At 45.2% G+C, this 22,253-nt stretch carries 17 protein-coding genes and 2 pseudogenes; 5 read left to right on the top strand and 14 right to left on the bottom strand.

The features are described from left to right. Window positions 1–137: 137 nt before the first annotated feature. From C6G87_RS00635 to napA, 12 genes and pseudogenes are all read right to left on the bottom strand, one after another. Window positions 138–1,589 carry an outer membrane family protein gene (locus C6G87_RS00635; protein WP_104751665.1) on the bottom strand — a complete coding sequence of 484 codons (1,452 nt, stop codon included), beginning with the start codon at window positions 1,587–1,589 and terminating at the stop codon, window positions 138–140. A gap of 161 nt (window positions 1,590–1,750) precedes the next feature. Continuing rightward, entirely contained in the window at window positions 1,751–3,115 is a 1,365-nt protein-coding gene (locus tag C6G87_RS00630; protein WP_104751614.1) for an outer membrane family protein, read from the bottom strand. A 9-nt stretch (window positions 3,116–3,124) separates the two neighbouring features. Further along, entirely contained in the window at window positions 3,125–4,732 is a 1,608-nt protein-coding gene (locus C6G87_RS00625) for an outer membrane family protein (RefSeq protein ID WP_199767584.1), read from the bottom strand. 188 nt (window positions 4,733–4,920) lie between these two features. Next, the gene (locus C6G87_RS00620; RefSeq protein WP_104751663.1) at window positions 4,921–6,369 is read right to left on the bottom strand and encodes an outer membrane family protein; all 1,449 of its coding nucleotides are present in this window, start codon (window positions 6,367–6,369) and stop codon (window positions 4,921–4,923) included. A gap of 223 nt (window positions 6,370–6,592) precedes the next feature. Next, on the bottom strand, window positions 6,593–7,531 hold the full coding sequence (locus C6G87_RS00615; protein ID WP_104751613.1) for an ACP S-malonyltransferase: 939 nt from the start codon (window positions 7,529–7,531) through the stop codon (window positions 6,593–6,595). 27 nt (window positions 7,532–7,558) lie between these two features. Beyond that, the gene (locus tag C6G87_RS00610; RefSeq protein WP_233708932.1) at window positions 7,559–8,149 is read right to left on the bottom strand and encodes an outer membrane protein; all 591 of its coding nucleotides are present in this window, start codon (window positions 8,147–8,149) and stop codon (window positions 7,559–7,561) included. A gap of 50 nt (window positions 8,150–8,199) precedes the next feature. Continuing rightward, complete coding sequence (locus C6G87_RS00605; RefSeq protein WP_104751662.1) at window positions 8,200–8,517, bottom strand: hypothetical protein; 318 nt, start codon at window positions 8,515–8,517, stop codon at window positions 8,200–8,202. Window positions 8,518–8,712: 195 nt separating this feature from the next. Next, window positions 8,713–9,366 (bottom strand): annotated as a pseudogene (locus C6G87_RS09090) (methyl-accepting chemotaxis protein); the annotation flags it as partial. Between the two features lie 63 nt (window positions 9,367–9,429). Continuing rightward, window positions 9,430–9,684 (bottom strand): annotated as a pseudogene (locus C6G87_RS08680) (PAS domain-containing protein); the annotation flags it as partial. Window positions 9,685–10,236: 552 nt separating this feature from the next. Then, a complete protein-coding gene (gene napH / locus C6G87_RS00595) occupies window positions 10,237–11,028 on the bottom strand; it encodes a quinol dehydrogenase ferredoxin subunit NapH (protein WP_104751610.1) in 792 nt (263 codons plus the stop codon). Then, the gene (gene napG, locus C6G87_RS00590; protein ID WP_104751609.1) at window positions 11,028–11,759 is read right to left on the bottom strand and encodes a ferredoxin-type protein NapG; all 732 of its coding nucleotides are present in this window, start codon (window positions 11,757–11,759) and stop codon (window positions 11,028–11,030) included. The genes napH and napG overlap by 1 nt, the downstream gene beginning before the upstream one ends. Window positions 11,760–11,761: 2 nt before the next feature. Continuing rightward, window positions 11,762–14,581 carry a periplasmic nitrate reductase subunit alpha gene (gene napA / locus C6G87_RS00585; protein ID WP_104751608.1) on the bottom strand — a complete coding sequence of 940 codons (2,820 nt, stop codon included), beginning with the start codon at window positions 14,579–14,581 and terminating at the stop codon, window positions 11,762–11,764. Between the two features lie 148 nt (window positions 14,582–14,729). On the opposite strand from napA, the gene C6G87_RS00580 reads away from it, so the two are divergent. Genes C6G87_RS00580 through dxs form a run of 5 tightly spaced genes read left to right on the top strand, consistent with a single transcriptional unit; the run spans window position 14,730 to window position 20,831 of the window. Beyond that, window positions 14,730–15,434, top strand: coding sequence for a phosphatase PAP2 family protein (locus C6G87_RS00580; RefSeq protein ID WP_104751607.1), 705 nt, complete (start codon window positions 14,730–14,732; stop codon window positions 15,432–15,434). Between the two features lie 16 nt (window positions 15,435–15,450). Further along, window positions 15,451–17,154 carry a flagellar basal-body MS-ring/collar protein FliF gene (gene fliF, locus C6G87_RS00575; RefSeq protein WP_104751606.1) on the top strand — a complete coding sequence of 568 codons (1,704 nt, stop codon included), beginning with the start codon at window positions 15,451–15,453 and terminating at the stop codon, window positions 17,152–17,154. Then, on the top strand, window positions 17,155–18,183 hold the full coding sequence (gene fliG / locus C6G87_RS00570; protein WP_104751605.1) for a flagellar motor switch protein FliG: 1,029 nt from the start codon (window positions 17,155–17,157) through the stop codon (window positions 18,181–18,183). After that, window positions 18,170–18,970 carry a flagellar assembly protein FliH gene (gene fliH, locus C6G87_RS00565; protein WP_199767587.1) on the top strand — a complete coding sequence of 267 codons (801 nt, stop codon included), beginning with the start codon at window positions 18,170–18,172 and terminating at the stop codon, window positions 18,968–18,970. Before fliG ends, fliH begins: the two co-directional genes overlap by 14 nt. A gap of 19 nt (window positions 18,971–18,989) precedes the next feature. Continuing rightward, window positions 18,990–20,831, top strand: a complete 1,842-nt coding sequence (dxs, locus tag C6G87_RS00560) for a 1-deoxy-D-xylulose-5-phosphate synthase (protein WP_104751661.1) — start codon at window positions 18,990–18,992, stop codon at window positions 20,829–20,831. A gap of 61 nt (window positions 20,832–20,892) precedes the next feature. Here the strand turns inward: dxs and C6G87_RS00555 are convergent, their stop codons facing one another. Next, window positions 20,893–21,267 (bottom strand): serine protease, encoded by a 375-nt coding sequence (locus C6G87_RS00555; protein WP_104751603.1) that lies wholly within the window; start codon window positions 21,265–21,267, stop codon window positions 20,893–20,895. A 118-nt stretch (window positions 21,268–21,385) separates the two neighbouring features. Next, window positions 21,386–22,231: a DUF5718 family protein gene (locus tag C6G87_RS00550; protein ID WP_104751602.1), complete on the bottom strand. Its 846-nt coding sequence runs from the start codon at window positions 22,229–22,231 to the stop codon at window positions 21,386–21,388. Between the last annotated feature and the right edge of the window lie 22 nt (window positions 22,232–22,253).

Raw genomic sequence — 22,253 nt, 5'->3', positions numbered from 1 at the left:
AAATTGAGCTGGCTCTCCAAAAACACGCGCTCTCGTGCGCGCATTTTAGTATTTTTTTTCTTAAAAAAACCCTAGTTTCTCTCTTTTTTGTTGTCGTCAAGAATGTTATTTTAAGTTTTTTATTCATACTTTCATCGTTAGAATTTTAAGGTGATATTGGTCATCAAGTGGCTTCTATCTTGGTAATTTGCTCTAAAATCTGGGTTTGTGAACTGAGGCAGTCCAAAGTAGCCCACCTGATAGCCCTGATGGATTTGCACTCCATAATACTCGATCTTAAAGTGAAGAAGTATTGAGGGTGTGAACGCGTAATCCAAGCTTAGAGCCGCAGAATATTCATTAGCCCGCCCTCGATGTCCTTGCGGGTCTTTATTGGCATTGCTCACCCGCCCAAAAATATGCCATGCAAATTTTTTATACACACTCCCCACAGAGCCATAAATAGTTGTGGTGTTGGCATTAGCCAGCGCATCGGATAAACCATCATACCCGGTATTATCCCAAAAGTCATAAGCAACAATCCCATAAATGTCATTGACATAGGAAGTGTTGTTCCCCATGGGCATGGTGTGGCTACCGATCAAGCCATCGGAATTGCCAAAGGTGTTGTAGAGCCCCAAAATATAAGTAAACTTATTCCAGCGGAAAATCTGACGGATATTGAGAGTTACGCCATACTTGCCAAGTCGTGAGCCGTGTTGGGCTTCGTCCCAAATGCTATAAAGCCCTGTTTTAGGATTATACCAACCAGAATTATAAATAGGCACGGTTACCATTAGCAAGGTTTGGGAGCGAAAGCCCACTTGTTGAAAATTCTTATTAGTGTCGTAAACGAGTTTGAATCCCGGAGCGTTGTAGGTTTTAGGGGCGAAGTAATAATAAAACTCCGCGCTCAACTTATCGTAATCGTAAGTGGCGCTGATCCCATGCCAACCGTAGTTGATGTATTGCCCATTTTTTTGTAAATAGGGGACAACAGCGTAGAATTGATAAATCCAAGAGTTAAACGCCAAGCCCCGCCCAAAGGAGCTCCACCACCATAGCTTGAGATTTCTGATAGGGCGGTAATAAAACTCAAAACCTTGGTTAGATCCGCTCATCAGATCGATGTTGGCTGCATAGCGCCCTAGTTTTATCCCAAAAATATCTTTATACTGGTAGTCTATGTAAGCGGTGTCTAAAATATAGGGGCGCGCATGCCATGCTCCTGATTGAGCATGCCCTGCATAATCGGGTCCAAAATACTTATTGAAGAAGTAGCCATGCCATCCCCCGATGAAGTTATAGACATCAGAACCAAAGACCTTACCGTTAGCCTGATCCACTAAATACTTCGTAGAGTCATAAGGTACCCCTGCCATCTCGCCCCCGAGATGGAAATTAAGTTTGTGATCGGTGGTATGCTTAGGCAGCAAGCCCACCCTAATTTGGGCAGTACCCGCCACATCGACAAAACTTTCTGTAGGAAAAATGCCAAATTTAGTATTGATATGAGAATGGTTAAACCCAATCTTAGAAAACGTATCTACTTGCCCGCTAAAGCTGTAATCAAAAGCATAGAGCCAAGACACCCCCACAAAACCCAACATGCCAATTAGGCGACTAGAACAAACACGCACACCCTTAAATCGGTGCTCTGACATAAAAACTCCTTATTCATGATTCCTACCATAGAGTGCTTTTTTTGAATGAAAAACCAAGTCATATACTAGACATTATATCTTTTAAATATTACAAAACGATACATTTATTAGAACTGCGCCTTGAGAGAAGTCATTAGGAAGCTTCTATCTTGGGTGTTGGGCGCAAAATCAGGGTTAGTAGGATCGTAGGGTCCATTATAGCCCACTTTATAACCCCGGTGTGTGCTCACCTCATGGTAGACGATACGCACATCGCTAGTAACATATTCATTCCACCGAATTCCTAAGTTAAAGGAAGCGGTTTGTTCATCGGCTCTAGGTGAGTAGGTGAGCTTCCCCAGTAGACCCCAATAAAATCTTTTATACACCCCACCTCCGAAGATAAAACCCGTGATCGCATCGGGTGAAATCATATTATCTAGCAATCCTCCATAAACGCTATTATCCCGGTAATCGATCCCAATAGGTCCTCCATACCATGTAATCTTAGCGCTAGCGTTACCAATGTTTTGAAAATACCCACCTCCAAAGTTGAATTGGTTATAATCAAAACGCTGGTTAAAATACAGACTTGCCCCCCAAGATCCCAAAGGGCTACCCCTGTAATAGGTGTCATAAAGATGGTGGCTATAAGTGGGGAAGATCACAACAACCTCCGTCAGAGATTTAAACCCCACTCCTTCAAATTTAGGGTTACTATTGTAGTGGAATTTAAACCCCGGTGTGATGTAGGTATTAGGGGAAAAATATAACAAAGGAGAAAAACCAAAATGCGCGGTGGTGTAATCAAGTCCAATAGCATGAATGCCCAGATTAATGGGCTTGCCGTCTTTAGTGGTGGTGGTAATGGGGGCATACCAATCGCGGATAAATTCCCCTACCGCCAGCGCACGCCCAAAAGAGCTAAACCATCTGAGGCGAAAATTCTTCAAAAAGTGGTAAGAAACTTCAAAGCCTTCTGTATACCCGCTCATAAAAGTTGTTTTTGCTAAATACCTACCTACGATGATCGTAAGCGTTTTTGCATAATCATAACGCAAATAGGCGTTGTAAAGAACATAGGGGCGGGTGTGCTGATCGGATTGCACATTGGATACCTTCCATGGCGCATTGCCCAAGTAGCCCCACCACCTGCCCATGTAATAAAAAACCTTAGAGCCGTAAATTTTACCCGTGCTTTGATCGACAAGGTAGCGCGTGCTATCATAAGCTAGTGATCCCAAAGCCCCCCCAACACCACTACTAATTTTATGCTTATTTTTGTTAAACAAAGTCGCATCTGCTTGGGCTTTTATAGTCATCGCCACAAAACTTTCTGTAGGATAAACGCCCTTGTTGGAATTGATAGGAGAATTATTAAAGCCTACTTTAGAAACCGACTCGGCTACACCGCTCAGCTTATAATCAAAGCCTCGCAGAAGTGCCCAACCTAGCGCACACACAGAAAGCAGAGCGCACGCAACTTTGCGCATGCAAACCTACTACAGTTTTACCTTAATTTCCGTAAAGATATGGCTTCTGTCCTGATCTGTCGCAGCTTGGAGGGGCAGATAGGGACCATTCCAGCCCACCTTATACCCATGATGCATATTGATATTGTAATACTCCACTTTAATATCTGCATAAAAATGTTTGGAAAATTCATAGCCTAAGTTGAAAGAGAAAACTTGTTCGTTTGCTCTAGGTCCATAAGTTAGCCGCCCTAAACAACCCCATAAAAATCGCCCATGCACACCCCCCCCGAAGAGAAACCCCGTAAAGGCATCGGCATCCATCATGTAAGAGAGTGAATTAAGCGTGTTTGCATAAACGCTATTGGTCCAAAAGTCAAAGCCTAAGCGGTTCCCGTGATAGCCAATCATCCAGTTAGCGTTGCCAAAACTCTTATAAATCCCGCCCCCAAAGTTATAGTTATTGTAGTCAAAGCGTTGCTTAATCATCAAGCTATGCGCATTCTTTTTAGAAAGCATACCAAATTGGTAAGTATCCCAAAAGCGCTTAGCGTAAAAGGGGTTTAAGACCGTGATATCCGTTTGTGAACGCCAGCCCAACCCCTTAAAGTCGGGCTTGCTGTCATAAAGTAAAGTGAAGTTGGGATCGTACTCGTTGTCGGGAGAAAAATAGAAGAAAGGTACAATGCTAAAGCCCTTATACTCCCATGTAACATAGAAAGCATGCACCCCGGGGTTGATTTTCTTGCCATTGGCTAGAGTATAGGTTTTAGGTGAGTAAAAATTATAAAGCCATTCGTTGTAGGCAAAGCCCCGTCCAAAAGAGCTAAACCACCAAAACTTGAAGTTCTTCACCTTAAAGGTCATGTCAAACCCTTGCGTGTAACCACTCATGTAGTCTGCAGGGGATTCATAACGCCCACCCCTGAAGCGGAAAATATCCTTATAGGAATAATCGATGTAAGCGTTATAGATCACATAATCCCTACTATGATCAGCATAACCTTGAACACAATTAGAAGCGTCCTTCCCATTCAGCCAAGTGATGTTCTTAGAAACGGGGAAATTGACATTGCCGGTATAATCAGATAGAGCCTGTAACTGCTGTGCGCTCAAGCCTGCATAATCCGCTTGCGAGCCCCCTCCAAGTCCATACCAGCACTGCGCCCATGGTTTTTGCGCCACCAGCCCCCCCCAATAGCCAAAGTAGTTCCAAGCCATGTCGCCGTATTTCTGTCCTGTGGACTGATCGATAAGATTGCGCGTACCATCATAGATGAGTCCCCCGCCCATACCCCCTAAGCTCCCTGAAAGATGGTGTCCGGCGGCATTAGCGCTTTTAGAAAGCAATTCGGGGAAATCTAGTTGCAAATACGCCACGACAGTCATAAAAGTTTCTGTGGGGTAAAGCCCTTTTTTGGTGTTGATGGGTTTGTTGTTGAAACCCACTTTCGCAAATGATTCTGCCCCTGCCTTAAACTTGGCAAAGGATTCTAAATTACGCCAATCCAGCGCGTCGACCTCGCTCCACAACCCTAGCAAGGCTGCTAAGCTTCGTGATAATAAAGCGATCTTTTTCAATGCCCGCCCCTTGTGTGTGATGAGGGGTAAATGTCCGGCATGCGCCTTAAGTTGCATTTACCTTTGATTGGCATGCTTCCCCTATTCTAGACTAGAGGTTTTCGGTGCTTAAAAGCCCGCTTTTTGCGGGACCCGCGGCCCCTTTTTAAGAGTTGATGCCCTAACTCCGCGCGATCATAGCATGCGAGAAGTTATTTTTTTCTTAGTGTGCTCGATTTGCTAAGAAGTTACACCCTAAATCTGTTTCAAAAAGTAGCCACTAAGCTTGTTGTTAAGCTACTGCGATCTTGATAGCCTCCTTGACAAGTCATGATGTAACCCTCGCTTGGTTTTTCTGGATTTGTGTTTTGCCCAGCTATACAAGCCTGTGTACTTATATCGGGCTGATAACCTTTGCGTGTATGGATTCCATAATAGCTAAGATCCACGGTTGCACTCAAGATTTTATTAAAGGTATACTGGAATAACACACCCACACGCGCTGCATAAGCCACAGGCGCGCTTGTCCATTGCCATTGCATTTGCCACACGAATTTATCTTTGAAATGTGATCCACCGTAACCAATGTTGCCTGTTACGGCATCTCCAGTTATAGCAGGTCCCTTGATCCCAACCCAAGCACTATCGCTACCAAATTCTACCCCAGCTGGGTTACCCATATTCCCAATTTTATAGTTAGGATTTTTGAAATTCTTTAAGAAGGTTCCTACTAAGTAAAATTCGTTAAAATCAAAGCGTTGTTTGATCGCTAAGCTTTGGCCATTTTGGGTTACTGGGCGGCCATATTGATAAATATGCCCTCCGCTACTATTAATCACCATCCATGGATAATAAATGGGGAAAAATGCAAGAATGCTCGTTTGAGAACGGAAACCCCGGTTAGTAAAGTTGGGGTTGCTATCCCAAGCGACTTTAAAGCCCGGAGCATTATAAATCTTAGGTGAAAAATAGAAGAAGCCTTCCAGCGAGAGTTTATGCCGCTGGTAGTTAACCTGCAGGGCATGGGTGCCTAAAAATGTCTGAGCGCCATGCGAATCCCAGCCCCCTTGAGCATTTTTCGTATAATTGCCATAGTAGGTTGTGCGTGGGGCATACCAATCCTTAATATAAGAACCAGTGGCGAAAGCCCGACCAAAGGAACTAAACCACGTGAGGCGGAAATCTTTGAAACCTCCATACACTTCAAAGCCTTGTGTATGTCCAGTTTGATACGCCATACTAGATTTATAACGCCATCCCTTAAATCCAAAATACTGCTTGTATTGGTAATCGATATAAATATCGCTCCAAGTATAGTTGCGCGTGATAGTCTTATCACCATTTGACACTATAAAGTTCTCATCATCTGACAAGAATTTATACCCCCCCATAAAACCATTATAATCTCCAAAGATATCGCTGATGATCGAGCCCCCTTGTTTAGACTTCGTGCCATCATAGAGCACACCCCCCACGATGCCCCCGATTTTAGCCTTTAGACTGTGATCCTTTGTATTTTTGGGCAGCAAGTCCATGTCTAAGCCTAAATACCCGGTGATGGTGGCGTAACGCTCTGTGGGGTAAATTCCCTTTTCTCTGTTAATTTTGCTGTTGTTAAAACCGATGAAAGCGGATTGGTCGGCAAAGCCCCCAAGTTTGAATTCATAAGATTGAAGCGCGCCAGTCACAAAGGCCAAGGAGCTAGCTACAACCATCAGAGAAGTTTTTGAAGTACCCTGCTTAGAAACACACAAACCCTGCTGCACGAAGCCTCCTAAAATTTAGAGTAGAGAATTTTAAACACACCTTTTTACAGATAGTTTACTATATAGTAACAAAAAAGTTGTAATAGTGTTATTAAGAAGTGCACGCAGTTTCTATTTTCAAAACTAAAATAGATTGCATGCTACATGAAGTAACTAAAACAAGGGCGTGGGGTTATTTTGACTCTTTTGTGCGCGCGAGGAATTCTAGGGATTCTTGCAAGCTTGCGGAGTCTGTGATGCTTAAGGTGGGCTTGGAGCTGAGGCGTTTATTAAGATTTTTAAGCACGCTTGTGCCAAATTCTAAGTAATAGGACGCGCTAGATTCACATAGTTGCAAGCAGGCATCATATAGTACCGGTTGGATTAGCTGTACGCTTAGGCACTTTAGCGCTTCCTCTTTAGAGTTATAGAGCAGAGCGTTCGCGTTGGAAACTACGCTAAAATGGTAGCTATCTTCTAAACTCGTCGCTAGAAGTGCGCTAAAATCTTCCAGCATGGGTACTAGAATTTCACAATGGCTTACCACGCTCATGGGCAGTAGCACTAATTTTTTAGCCCCTAAATCTTTAGCTTGCAACGCGCTCAAATCTTGCTTAACTCCTGCAAGCACCACTTGAGAGCCATTAAAATTAGCCGCATACAACACGCGCCCTTGCGATCTAGAATGGGCGCAAAAATCTAAAATAGTTTCTTTAGACGCGCCCAAGACCGCTAGCATGCCCAATTCTTTAGGGCTTTGCGCGCACACGCGTTCCATCAAACGCCCCCGTTCAAACACGAGTTTTAACCCCTTTTCTAAACTGAGCGCTCCACTAGCTGCATTTGCGCTAATCTCCCCCAAAGAATGCCCTAGTCCTACACTGATTGGAGATGATCCGCTCTCTGCGATAAACACTCTAAAAGCCACCATAGAAACTAAAAAAAGCGCGCTTTGGGTATAAGGGCTCTGATTGAGCTGATCGTTATCTTCCCACAACAGCGTTTGCATGTTTATTTTTAAGACTTCACTAGCCTCTTCGAACATTTCTCTAGCTAAACTAAAATGGGTGCAAAAATCCTTACCCATGCCCACATGCTGAGCACCTTGTCCACCAAATAATGCAATCGCCATGTCGATCCTTTTTATGAAGATTGTAGCCTAAAAATACCAAGTATGCGAGACAAAAACACTATAATCACGCACAAATTTAGAGCCTATTTCATTGTCGAAAGGGAATTTAAACCCCACTTCTACCGAGACATCATGGTAAAGAATAATGGTTTGGAATCGTATCCCTACTTGCCCAAAAAATCTAAAGAAAGTGTCTTTAAAACGCAAGCTGGTGAAAGATCGGTAATTTTCAATGAGAAAATTCCGCGAGTAACGCGAAGTGGTCCATGTATTGCCCGCTATCATCATGCCATAGAAAAGCCCCCACACATTCAGGGGGTTTTTATGGTACTCTATCACCAAGTCCGCACCAGCACCATAGGTGAACATGTTGGTTTCCACATTGCTGCTTTTATCCAAAATCACAAAACCATAATCCAAAAAGCCGTAATAGCGTGTGTAAAACCAGCGATCTAGAGGGTTGTATTCATAGCCAAAAATAATACTCGCGCCCTGAATAAGGCGGTAATTTTTGATTAAATCCCCTTGGGAGTTTTTGGTGTAAAAATGCATCTGCCCCACTTGGTACTGACTTAGCAAAAAAGTACGACTCTTGGCAGCATACAAAGAGGAAGTCACTAACCCTAAAACCCCCAAAATCCACAGCAGACGTATGAAAATACCTATCCCTAATAATTATGATTGAGTGGCGAACTCAAATTATCTTCGTGGTTGTTCCAATTTTGTAGAACATTATTATTTTGGGGTGTAAACATCGGTCCAGTGGGCTGAGTGGCATCTTGGATAGCATTTTCCGTATTGATAATATTATCCAGTCTTTGAGTGGTTTTAGCATCGTCAAGCTTGTGTTCTAGGCTCTCTAAGGTGGGGTCTTGTGTGCCTATATTTTGGACTGGTGCAGACTTGCTAGATCGCGCTGTATCCTTGCAACCCCCAAGCAACAAACACCCTATCAACAGAGCGCAAAGACTAAACAAGCGCATCATACTATTTCCTTTTTGGGCTATAATAGCATGGTTTATCGAAAAAAAATGAATCAATCCTAGCGAAAGCTCCTTCACAAGCACACCGCGCTGATGTTCTAAGTCCGCAACTCGCAAGCTAAAGCTAGGAAATCTGAGGGGTGTAGCCAAGCGCGATGATAATCGCACTTGCGGAGACACTAAGTCCTAAGGGTGCTCCGATCTAAGCAATGCTCCAATTTCATTGGTCGCATCGCTGGTTTTACTTGCTAGCTTGCCCACCTCATCAGCCACCACCGCAAAACCTCTTCCATGTTCGCCCGCGCGTGCAGCTTCGATCGCCGCGTTGAGCGCGAGCAAGTTAGTCTGTTTAGCGATCCCATCAATCTTAGTGATGATCTCGGCAATATTACTCAAGCTTTCCTTAGCCTTGTTGTTAAACTCCTCTTCTTTAGCGATGAACTCCGCCTGTTTTTTCTGTGCATCAATATTAGAGAGCACCCCCACAATACGCTCAGAGCTACGGCCCTCCTCATCTTTCCGAATAGCTGTGGCCTGAAATTTGTAGGCATAGTAATGTTGCTCGCCTTGGGGCTTGATACTGATTTCTAACTCTATGGGCTTGATAGCCTTATTTTGAACAAGTTCCTGAGCGAGTTTCTCCAAAGCCTCTAGGAAAAGCGGTTTGCTTTCCGCAGAAAGACATGCTAGCAAGACACGTAAAGAAGGCTGGTCGGTGTGCAGAACGCTTTTAGCTAAGTGAGGAGAAAACCAACAAGGATTGTTAGGAGAGAGTAGATCTCTATCCTGCAAGCGGATATCAAAGAGTTGATCGGAAATGAGAGAAAGGGATAGCGTAAAGCGCTCAACAATATTATCTAGCTCCTGCTTATGGCGAATCTCATTGTCAATATCTTGGAAAGACCCGGCGATAAAAATCGGATTGCCATGTACATCACGCTTAATGTCTCCATTAGCCTCAAAGTATCTATAAATGCCTGCTTTGTTCTTAATGCGGTATTTGCATGAATAGACGGTCTGCCCCGTCCTATCTGCCAAGGACGCGCTAAAGAGCGCAAAGACGCGTTGCGCATCATCAGGGTGTAAGCGGTCTGCCCATGAAGACAAGACATTAGGGAAATCCTCTTCACTCTCAAAGTCTAGGAGTTTACGAAATTTCTTGGACCACATAAAAGGCGTGTTGCCATCTACTTGTCCACTGGCCGGATAGTGCATATACCACAAACCGTTCAGACTCGCATCCGCCATGTTTTGGGCGACATAACGCTCTTGATCTAGGGTTTTAGAACTTTCTCTGAGTGCCTGCAATTCTCTAGAGAGATGGGCATGTTCTTCCAAATTGGTGCGGAGAGCTTGGATAAGGGAAACAAAAACATGTACCAACGCGCGCGCCTCGTCGCAGGGAAACTCACGCAAATCCTGCAACTTGGCGCAAGTAGCATCTAGGGTTTTGAGTTCCCTCCATTCTGCTTGAACAACAACGGAGTTAAGACGCTCCAAGAAACGCGTGTAGGGACCGGAGAACATGGTATGCTCCTGAGAGATTGATATCATGATCGCATAGATCATGATAGATCATGATAGATCATGATAGATCATGATAGATCATGATAGATCATGATAGATCATGATAGATCATGATAGATCATGATAGATCATGATAGATCATGATAGATCATGATAGATCATCAGTGTTTATTATAGCAGAAAAAGTTAATGGTATTAACCAAAATTCCTCTTAGAATTAAAATCTAAAAGACTAAAGTTTAATGCATCATCTTCGCACACTTCAATACAACGTCCACAACGCGTGCACTCCCCGGAATTGACCGCTGCGCTCTGCAAACCCACCATCCACAATACCTGCGCCTCTGGGCACACTTCTAAGCAGAGATCGCACTTGGTGCAACGCATGGCATGGTGTTGTACCTTTAAGAGCGCATAACGCCCACTGAGGGCGTAAAAGCCCCCTAGGGGGCATAAATGCGAACAGATGAGCTTATCGCCTATAAAGGTGTCGATGCCAAAAAGCAAGAGCGCAACCCCCACCCACGCGCTAGTGCCAAAAATGATCCCCCGTTGCACAATGCCGATGTAGGACACGCTCTCAAATGCGGGCAAAGACAGCACAAAAGAGAGAATCAAGCTCAGGGCTAAGAGTATATAACGGGTGTGTTTGGGAACAGACACAGACACCCGTGTAAGACCTAGCTTACGCCGCACCCAAGCAGCGCTATCGACAATGGGGTTTATGGGGCACACCCACGCACAAAAAGCGCGCCCTAAGAACAAGCCATAGAGCACTAAAATAAAAAGCGCCCCTAGCAAGGCTTCTAAATTTATCTGCAAACTCGCCAAATACACTTGTAACACCGCAAAAGGGTCGCTCAAAGGCACACGATCAAAGAGCATAGACGCGCTCAGATTGCCTTTTAAAATGGCGTGCGCCCCACTCCATGCAAAAAGGGCTAAAATCCCTGCTTGTACCACGCGCCTAGCAAGCAAGTAGCGCATTACAGATCGCCTTGATTGAGATAGTCCATAGGGTTACCCTTATGGGGAGTTTTAGGGGGTGGGGTGTTGGGGGGAGCAGAGCTCCCCATTTTGAGGTAGTGGGTATCAGTCTGCCCGCTCACAAACGCGCTGGGCAAAACCCGAATGGCGGGCTCTTTAGTGATACAAGCGCGCTCGCACAGCCCACAACCCACACACACGCTCGGTTCTACGACAGGCAACATGTAGGCGTGTTTGTTAGTGCGGCTATCGTGCTTGAATTCCAATTTGATCGCCTTGTCGATCAGGGGACATACGCGATAGCACACATCGCAACGCACCCCCCAAAACGCCACACAAGAATGCGAATCCACCACCGCAATCCCCATCTTAAGCGAAGTGATCCCTTGATCGGGTTTGAGATGTTGGTGATCAAGCGCGTCTGTGGGGCAGGCTTGGATACAGGGAATATCCGCACAGAGATAACAGGGAACTTGGCGCGCGTTAAAGAAGGGGGTCCCGGTTTTGGGAGTGTCTAACAAGCTAGCTAGTTTGAGGGTGTCATAGGGGCAAGCGCGCACGCACAGCCCACAGCGCACGCACGCGCTCAAGAAACGCGCCTCATCTTCTGCGCCCGGGGGTCTGAGCGCGTAGGTGCGCTTGGCTTTGAGCAAAGTCCCCAAGAATAACCCACCCCCCGCGCACAAACACGCCCCCCCAATCGCCTTTTGTAGGAAGGCGCGCCGTTGCATGGTTAGGCTTTAGTGATCTTCACGGCGCATTTCTTGTAGTCGGTTTGTTTGGAGAGTGGACAGGTCGCATCTAAGCATACCTTATTGATGTACACATTCTCATCAAACCATGGTACATAGACCAAACCAACCGGAGGCGTGTTGCGCCCGCGCATATCGACTCTAGCCTTTACCTTGCCCCGTCGCGACTCGATCCACACCGCATCGCCCTGATTGACTCCAAGTTTCTTGCCATCATCCTCGTGCATGTAACATAGAGCCTCCGGCACAGCCCTAAAGAGTTCGGGCACGCGCATGGTCATCGTGCCGCTGTGCCAGTGCTCCAAAACCCGCCCTGTTGCTAACCAGAAGGGGTACTCCTTATCGGGGCGCTCGGGAGCCTTCATAAAGGGTCTAAAGAAAATCTTGGCTTTATTTTCTAAGCTTTTAGGGGTGGTGCCGGTGGGGGCCTTGAGATCCCCACTGACGAGCTTTTTCATCGCCTTGCCATAGAAGGCAAAATCGCTATCTGGGGCTGCCTTTTTAGCGTAATAATCATATTGCGTGTTGAAGCGCCAACGGGTTTCCTTGCCATTGACCACAGGCCACCTTAAGCCTCTAGCGTGGTGGTACGCATCAAAATACGCCAAGTCATGCCCATGCCCGATTCCAAATTTGCGGTATTCTTCCCAAAGGTACTTTTGGATAAAGAAGCCATAGCCCTTAAAGGGCTTGCCATCACTGCCCGCCACATGGCGCTTATCTCCATGCACTTCTGAATTGGGCGCACCTTTGGCAATGGGATCGTTACTTTTGTAGCGTCTGGCGTATTTGTTGGCAAAGAGCACATCATAGAGCGTGTCGCTCTCCTTATAGCCCATTTTGCGCGCTTGAGCTAGGATGTTTGGCAAGGTGAGTTTGTCATCGACCTTTTGTGCTTTCCAAACCTCTTTAAGCTTGAAGCGTTTGGCAAATTCTAAAATCTGCCATGTATCGCTCATCGCGTGCCCCACAGGGGTAACCTGCTGTTTCCAATGCTGTGATCTTCTCTCAGCATTTCCATAAGCCCCCCATTTCTCATAGATCATCGCGCTGGGCAGAATTAAATCCGCCACTTTCGCGCTAATCCCCGGATAACAATCGCTCACCACGATGAAGTTATCCATCTCCCTAGCGGCTTTGATCCAGTGGTTGGCATTGGCGGTGTTCTGCCATGGGTTGTTGACCTGTACCCAAATGAATTTGACTTTGCCATCTTCTAGAGCGCGCATCATCGCTAGAAAATCATAGCCGGGTTTGGGATTGATGGTGCCATGGGGTACATGCCAAAGCTTTTCGGCGGTTTTGACATGCTCGGGGTTGGTAACCACCATATCTGCAGGTAGGCGGTGGGCAAAGGTACCCACCTCTCTAGCTGTGCCACAAGCACTAGGCTGCCCGGTGAGAGAAAACGCCCCACAGCCCGGTTTAGCCTGTTTGCCTAGCAAGAAATGCACCATGTAGGCTTGCTCATTTGCCCAGGATCCTCGCGTGTGTTGGTTAAACCCCATAGTCCAAAAGCTCACCACCTTGCGATCTTTCTCAATGTAAAGTTTGAGTAATTGTTGCAGTTTATGCTTGAAACTTTCCATCGATTCGTTGGCATCGCCCTTGGCCACCTGTGCGACATAGTCCAAAGTGTAGGGCTCTAGAGCTTCTTTGAATTGTGCAAAGGTGATTTCCCAATGCTTGCCCGGTTCATTTTGGTGTGTCATATGCAACACATCGCCGGCCTTGACTCCTAGATGTTTGAGCGCGGTCGCCTCTTGCGCATCTAGAGTGATGGCGTTTTGCTTTTCTAGAGTATCTTTTTCACTGGGCTTAAAGCCGGGATGACTGGGATCAGAGCGCATGCCATAGCCAATATCTGCATATCCGGTGGCAAACACGATGTGTTTGTTGATGAACTCTTGATCGATCGCCTCAGGGTGGCTATAAACGATCTCCCTAGCAATATAGTTCCAAATGGCTAGATCGGTGTTAGGAGTGAAGATGATCTCCATATCCGCCACACTAGAGGTACGGTTAGAGAATGTGGTGAGATTGACGACCTTGACTTTATCAGGGTTGCTCAATTTGTGATCGCTCACTCTAGACCACAAAATGGGGTGCATTTCAGCCATGTTCGCCCCCCAAGTGATGATAGTATCCGTGGCTTCGATGTCATCATAACACCCGCTAGGCTCATCAATACCAAAGGTTTGTATAAAGCCTACCACCGCGCTAGCCATGCAGTGGCGCGCGTTGGGATCGATGTTGTTGCTTCTAAAGCCTGCTTTCACCAACTTGCTTGCCGCATAGCCCTCTTGGATTGTGTATTGCCCACTCCCAAAAACCCCAACTCCACTTACGCCCAACTCTTGGTAATACTTCTTAAATTGCTTCTCCATCTCATCAAAGGCGCGCTTCCAAGAGATTTGTTTAAATTTGCCCTTTTTGTCAAATTCCCCTTGCTCATTCACTCTCAAAAGTGGTTGTACTAAGCGATCAGCGCCATACATGATCTTGGCATTGAAGTAGCCTTTGATGCAGTTCAATCCGCGATTGACAGGAGCAAGTGGATCGCCTTTAGTAGCAACGATCTTATCGTCTTTTGTGGCAACCATGATCCCACAACCCGTGCCACAGAAACGGCACACTGCCTTATCCCATTTCCAGTCCGCCTGGGCTTGTTGGGCTTTAGCGGCTAGGCTTGGGGGGGTAAGCAGTCCCGCACTACCCAAAGCCGAAGTGATGGCGACAGATTTCAAAAACTCGCGTCTAGAAGCATCCTGTGCATGATTTTCATGGGGTTGGTTTATCATGAAACCTCCTTACTAGTGATTAGCACGCTATTATATTCTAAAATCCGTTTAGATAAGTATGCTATTGCGCGTTCTATAGTTACTTTTTATCATTTTTTGGTTATGATTGCGTGCATTACGGGCTTACAATACAAGCGGAGAATCTATAATGGGGAGTCCCTACAAACATTTGATCAGTAATGCGGGTGTGTTGTCCCCTGCAACACGCAAATGGATCGACTATGCATGGATTTTAGGAAGCGTGTTGTTGGTGTTGCTGTGCGTGGAAACTTTTTCCATCAAAACCCACCAAGAGTGGGTACAGCATTTGGATAAAGCAGTGATCTCGTGGGTGCGCACCCACCCTATCCCTGTTGCAGAAAGTGGCTATGTGCAAGCAATTAAATTCATCACTTTTTTTGCAAAGTCTAAATTTACTCTGACTTTAGCTGCACTTGTGGGGCTGTTTTATATCTTTGTCTACAAAAATAAGATGTTAGGGCTGAGTTTTTTCTTGAGCGTTGTTGTAGGTGAGAGCGCGCTCAAAGGGTTTAAGATGTGGATCGCACGCCCTAGACCTAGCACTAATGGAGAGGTAGCCCTCGCACATGGTTTTAGCTACCCTAGCGGGCATGCCCTAGCAGCAAGCTTGTTCTATGGTTTATTGATCGCACTCGTGTGCATAAGCTCTATAAAAACCAGCGCTAAGTGGTCTTTAAGCCTCGTTTTGTTGTTGTGGATTTGGCTGATGATGTATACGCGTGTGTATCTGGGGGTACATTACCCTACCGATGTGCTGGGGGGTTTTCTCATGGGTATCGCATGGGCATGTTTTTCCGTAGGGTTGTATGCTAAATGGTCGCAAAAACACTAATGGCATAGGATAGCGCGTGGATTTTAAGAGTTTATTCCAGCAGATCATCGACCTGTTTGCTAGGCTCAATAAAGCACAAAAGATCACAATTGTGAGTGCTTTTGTATTGGTAGTTGCGTTTTTAATATTTTTACTCGTCTACCCTACACGCGGTAAGGACACGCTTTCAGATTATGGTGTGCTCTTTGAAGGAATGGATAATAGCGACAACGCGTTAGTGCTGCAATATTTACAACAAAAACAAATTCCCTATAAAATTCCCAAAGACGACACGATCTTAATCCCTAAGGACAAGATTTACGAAGAGCGGATTGCGTTAGCTTCGCAGGGAATTCCCAAAACTAGCAAAGTGGGCTATGAAATCTTCGACACTAAGGATTTTGGAGCAACCGATTTTGATCAGAATATCAAATACATTCGCGCCATTGAGGGAGAACTCAGTCGTACCATTGAGAGTCTCACCCCCATAGAGAAAGCCAATGTGCACATTGCGATTCCTAAAGATAGTGTTTTTGTGAGTCGCGAAATCCCACCCACCGCCTCAGTGATGCTCAGTATCAAGCCTAACATGCGCTTATTGCCCAAGCAGATTTTAGGGATCAAAAACTTGATTGCCGCTTCTGTGCCCAAGCTCACCGTGGAGAATGTAAAACTGGTGAATGAAAATGGTGAACCTTTGGGAGAAGATGATGAACTAGACAGCACACGCGAGTTAGCCCAAGCTCAACTACATTACAAGCAGAACTTTGAAAATCTCTTAGAAAATAAGATTTCTAAAATTCTAAGCCCGATTGTAGGAGGGCGTGATAAAGTGGTGGCTAAGGTGAGCGCAGAGTTCGATTTTAGTCAAAAAAAGAGCACCAAGGAAACCTTTGATCCTAACAATGTCGTGCGCAGTGAGCAAACGATGGAAGAAAAAAAGGAAGGTTTCCCTAAAAAGGAAGTGGGGGGCGTGCCCGGGGTGGTGAGCAATATTGGTCCTGTGCAGGGTGTGGCTAATGACCAGCTCAAAGAAAAATATGAGAAGTCCACCAACACCACTAATTACGAGGTGGGTAAAACTATCAGTGAGATCAAGGGGGAATTTGGGGTGCTCACACGCCTAAATGCTGCTGTAGTGGTCGATGGGCGTTACAAAAAGGTGGATAAAAACGGGGTTGAAACCATCGAGTATATCCCCTTGAGTGCTGAAGAAATGGATAAAATTAATGCGCTCGTTAAACAAGCGATTGGCTATAACCAAAGTCGGGGTGATGCAGTAGCAGTAAGCAATTTTGAGTTTAATGCTAAGGCGACTAAGTATGTGCCCATGAGCGCCTATGAAAAATTTGTCCATACAACAGAGAAATATTTAGGACCTTTCTCATCCCTCTTGAAGTATCTCATCATCGGATTGGTACTCTATGTCTTTTACAAGAAGGTTATTACTCCCTTCAGTCAGCGCATGCTTGAAATCCATCCTGATGAGGAGGAGCAAGTGCAATCTCTCTTTGCTGTTGACGAAGACGATGATGAGGAAATTGATCGCTTTGGGGAAATGCGTAAGAAGGTGGAAGATCAATTGGGCTTGAGCGCGAGTTTTGATGAGGAAGATGTAAAATATGACATCATGCTAGAGCGTGTTAAAGGGGCGTTGAAGGAAAGACCCGAAGAGGTGGCTTCTTTGTTTAAATTGCTTATCAAAGACGAGGTAGCCATTACGAGCACGAAAGGAAACTAGATGGCAAAGCTAACCCCTAGACAAAAAACCCAACTAGACGAATTTACCATGTCTGAAAAGCTCGCAATTTTGCTCATTCAAGTGGGTGAAGAAGCTACAGCAGGCATCTTGCGACACTTAGATGTGGATTCTATTACTGAAATTAGTAAGCAAATTGTGCAGCTCAATGGCACAGATAAAGCCGTAGGTGCAGCGGTGCTAGAAGAGTTTTTTGCAATCTTGCAATCTAACCAATACATCAATAGCGGAGGGTTGGAATACGCGCGTGAGCTTTTGATCAAAGCCCTAGGACCCGAGCAGGCTAAGATCATTTTAGAAAAGCTTAGTCGATCTTTGCAAACTCAAAAGAACTTCGCTTATTTGGGGCGTATCAAGCCCCAACAACTCGCTGACTTTATTATCAATGAACACCCTCAAACCATCGCGCTTATCTTGGCTCACATGGAATCGCCCAATGCTGCAGAAACTCTTAGTTTTTTTCCTGACGACATGAAAGCTGAGGTGAGTATCCGCATGGCGAGCTTAGGAGATATTTCTCCTCAAGTTGTCAAGCGTGTTTCCACCGTGCTAGAAAATAAACTAGAAGCGCTCACTAGTTATAAAGTGGAAGTAGGAGGTACGCGTGCGGTGGCTGAAATCTTTAACCGCTTGGGACAGAAAGCAGCAAAAACTACCTTGGCGCGCATTGAAAACATCGATGCCAAGTTGGCTAATGACATCAAAGAAATGATGTTCACCTTTGAAGATATCTCTGGCTTGGATAACTTTGCTATCCGTGAAATTCTCAAAGTAGCAGACAAAAAAGACCTTACCTTAGCCCTCAAGACTTCTACAGAAGAGCTTAAAGCGAAATTTTTAAGCAACATGAGTAGCCGTGCAAGTGAGCAATTCATCGAAGAGATGGCTTACTTGGGCGCTGTTAAAATTAAAGATGTGGAATCCGCCCAAAGAAAGATCATTGAGATTGTGCAATCGTTAGCAGAAAAAGGCGTGATTCAAATGAGCGGAGAGGAAGATATCGTTGAATAACTTTAACGAAGAGAATTTAATCGCTAAGGACGATCTCTCTAAGCATACCATCGCGCGTTATGAATTTAAATCCATTGCCGATTTTCCCTCTGAAATTGAACCTGATAAAACTCCACCTCGCACGCCCCCACCCCCCCCAGCAGAACCTCCAGAACCCATTACCCGCTCTATCCAAATGGAAAACGAGCTGATCGAGTGCTTGCTAAAAAAAACTGATGAGCTCTCTAGCCATTTGGCTAAGTTGCAAATGCAATTTGAAAAAAGCCAAGAGGAAAACCAAACTCTCTTGCAACAGACCCGCGAAGATAGCTATAAATTAGGCTTTAAAGAGGGCGAACAAAAAGCTAAGGACGATTTGGGAGCTAGCGTTGATGAGGAAAAAAAGCATCTTTTACAATCCTTAAGCGCGATTGATCAACAAATGCAACAATCTCAAAACCATCTAGAAACCTTAGAAAAAGAGCTTAGTGCAATCGCTGTTGAGATCGCCAAGGAAGTCATTGTTAAAGAGGTCGAGGAAAAGAGCCAAGAGGTTGCACTAGCCCTAGCCAAGCAACTTTTGCAAAATATCATGGATGCGACTGACATTTGTGTTAAAGTCAACACCCTAGACTACCCTTTCTTATCTCAACATCTCAAAGACATGCCTAAAATCAAGTTAGAGCCTAATGATGCCATTGCCAAAGGTGGGGTATTGATTAGCAGTTCTCAGGGCAATATTGATGGGAACTTAATGGCGCGCTATAAGAATCTCAAGGAAAGCGTACTAGATAATTTGAAGGTGTGAGATGGAAGCGCTAATCAGTATGAGGGAGTTAGAAGTTTACGGGCAGGCGGGCGCACACCTAGAGAAGGTCTGTGCTTTGTTGAGGCAGCGGATTTTAGAGGTGGTGAGCGCTAAGGGTGGACATTTAAGTTCATCTTTGGGTGCAACTGAGCTCATTGTGGGCTTGCACAGCGTCTTTGATAAAGACAAACACCCTTTTATTTTTGATACCAGTCATCAAGCCTATGCACACAAGCTTTTAACGGGGCGCTTTGAAAGCTTTGACACCTTGCGCCAAATTAATGGCTTGAGCGGGTTTTGTCGCCCTAGCGAATCGCCCTATGATTATTTTATTGCTGGACACAGCTCTACGGCAATTTCTGTAGGTGTTGGGGCAGCTAAGGCGTATGCACTCAAGGGAATTGCCTCTGTGCCTGTGGTGATGGTGGGCGATGGGAGTCTGAGTGCGGGGTTAGCTTATGAAGCGCTCAATGAACTAGGGGATCGCAAATATCCCCTAGTGATTCTCTTAAACGACAATGAAATGAGCATTGCTAAACCTATTGGGGCGATTAGCAACGCCCTATCTCAGCTGATGGCAGGCCCCCTTTATCAGTCCCTTCGCGATAAAATTAAGATAATTTTAAAGTCTATGCCTGAAGGAGTGAATTACCTAGCTAATCGCCTAGAGGAATCCTTTAAGCTTATCACTCCGGGAATTTTGTTCGAAGAGCTAGGCATTAGTTATATGGGGCCTATTGATGGGCATGATTTAGAGGCAATCGTACAAGCGCTCAAACTGGCTAAAGAAACCAAAGGACCTTTGTTAATCCACGCCCAAACTACAAAGGGTAAGGGGTACAAAATCGCCGAGGGACCTTATGAAAAATGGCATGGTGTAGGACCCTTTGATTTGGCCACAGGCTTACCCAAAAGCGTTAAAGATAGCTCAAAACCTTTAAGCCCTACAGAAGTTTATTCCAAAGTGCTATCAGAGCATGCCGCTCAGGATACCAAAATTGTAGGCGTTACTGCAGCGATGCCAGGGGGAACAGGACTGGGTAAACTCATGGATACTTACCCTGATCGCTTTTGGGATGTGGGCATCGCCGAACAACATGCCGTAACCTCTATGGCCGCCTTGGCTAAAGAAGGCTTTAAGCCCTTTGTGAGCGTCTACTCTACCTTCTTGCAACGCGCTTTTGATCAGATTGTGCACGATGTGGGCATCATGTCTTTGCCCGTTAAATTTGCTATCGATCGCGCCGGGATTGTGGGCGAAGATGGCGAAACCCATCAAGGCTTGTTGGACATCGCCTATTTGCGCTCCATCCCTAGCATGACTTTGTTAGCCCCCCGCGATAACGCCACCCTAGAACACGCCATTGCCTTTGCTCAAGGATATGACGCTGGTCCCTGCGCTTTTAGATACCCGCGCGGGGGGTGGTTGCTCCCAGAGGGAGTGTTTGAGGCAAGACCCTATGCGCATGGCAGAAGTGTACTCTTACAAAAGGGTGGAGATATTTTATTTATAGGCTATGGCAATGGGGTGGGGCGGGCGTATCAAACCATGAAGATTCTCGCCCAAGAGGGACTAGAAATTGCCCTACTTGATCTATGCTTTCTAAAGCCTCTCGATGCCCATTTAAAAGAAGTCCTGCCTCGTTATCCTAAAATTTATGTCTTTAGCGATTCGTACCGCTTGAATGGAGTGGGGAGCGCGTTATTAGAATACTTGGCAGAGATAAACCACTTCCCTACCCTCTTTAAAAGTTTTGAGTTGCCCGACCTCTTTATCTTACACGGCAACAGTGCGCTTATTGAGCAAAGTCTAGGTATCGATCCTGCCAGTCTAGCCCAAAAGGTGCGAGAGGACCTCTAAAGACACTAAGAAAACTCCATACTCAATGCCTTAATGAAATAAAGGCGCTTCTATTGACCTATCAATCCCAATCTGAGGGAGACCTACCTTCTTTAATTCTTTGAATCTTGACTTCGTAGCGGCGAATAGAGGTTAAGGTATTATTGTAAGTGCGCCTAAATTTTTCAAAAGACTCGCGGATTTGGTGCATGGCGATTTTATGGCGTTTAGAAAATTCGCGCAGACGCAGGTAAATATCGCTAAGTGGCTTGTAGGCTTGCATGCGATCGACAAAAAATTTATGGCGCGTGCGAATATCCTTGCAACCATAGAGATTACGCTTGCTCTCTCTAAGATAGGTAGAATAAACGCTTTCTTGTCGCCAATACTCTTGCTTGAGCCTATTGAATTCTTGGTGGAAATCCTGATGGGAATCTAAACCCTTATTGACCTTCATATTTGCCCTCTGTTTATAAAATTTCATCTTATTTTTAATAAAAAGTGATTTAAAAAACTCTTAATAAGAAGTCTCAAAGAGTATTACATATGTAATTAAAAAAATAATTCCTATAAGGTTAGCGTAAATCGCCCTCTAAAACAACCTCCTGTTGGACATAAGACACCGCTTTAAGACGCGTTTTGCCAAGCTGTTGGGTGGAAACGACTTCAAAAATTTTTTCAAAGCTGTAACGGCGGTGATTATAGGCAATGATGGTCACCACGTCGCCTTTTTGCAAGAAATTCTCTTGAGCAAAGGGCATGTAGGGGGTTGCCCCGATAGTGATGATACACTGCTGTACAAGGTGCTGCTCTTTCAAGAGGTGGTGCAAATCTTCTAAACTCCCCTCATTTTTTTGGGTGTTGAGCATTTCTACAATCCAGCTTAAGAGTTTGTCATAAAAGTACTCGTATTTAACCAACTTGGAGTTTTCTCCATAAACATGGGTCGTGCCCTCCCTCGTGAGAAAAGAGGCGATGGAATAATCATTGCACACCCCCCCATAGACAAAGCGATCGATGAGCAATTTCTCGCCCATGCCCTTAGACCCCTTAGAAAAGTTTTTCTTTTCTGAAAGTTTTTCTGCTTGTAAATTGCGGATAGAAGTGTCATTAAATGCCATAAAGTGGCTGGGCACAATATCTTCTACAAAACCTTCCTTATTGTAGAGAATTTCGCATTCTAAGGCAATCTCTGGTTCAGCCTGCACATGTAAATCAGGCACATCAGGTACAATGATATACTGGTTATCAATACAATAACGTCCCAAATACCCGCTATCATGGGGAAGATAAAAAGGAAAAAGCCCCTTAGGCGCGTCTTTTTCGATGTGTTTCATATTGATGAAAGTATGGATTTCACCTGCTTGTTCTAAGTGTTTTGCAAAATTACCCACGACCCCTAATCCAATAAATTTTTCCATCACTAGCTCCTCATCGTGCCAT

The organism is Helicobacter baculiformis (assembly GCF_900197685.1).
GTDB lineage: Bacteria > Campylobacterota > Campylobacteria > Campylobacterales > Helicobacteraceae > Helicobacter > Helicobacter baculiformis.
This window is presented reverse-complemented; position numbering and strand designations above follow the sequence as displayed.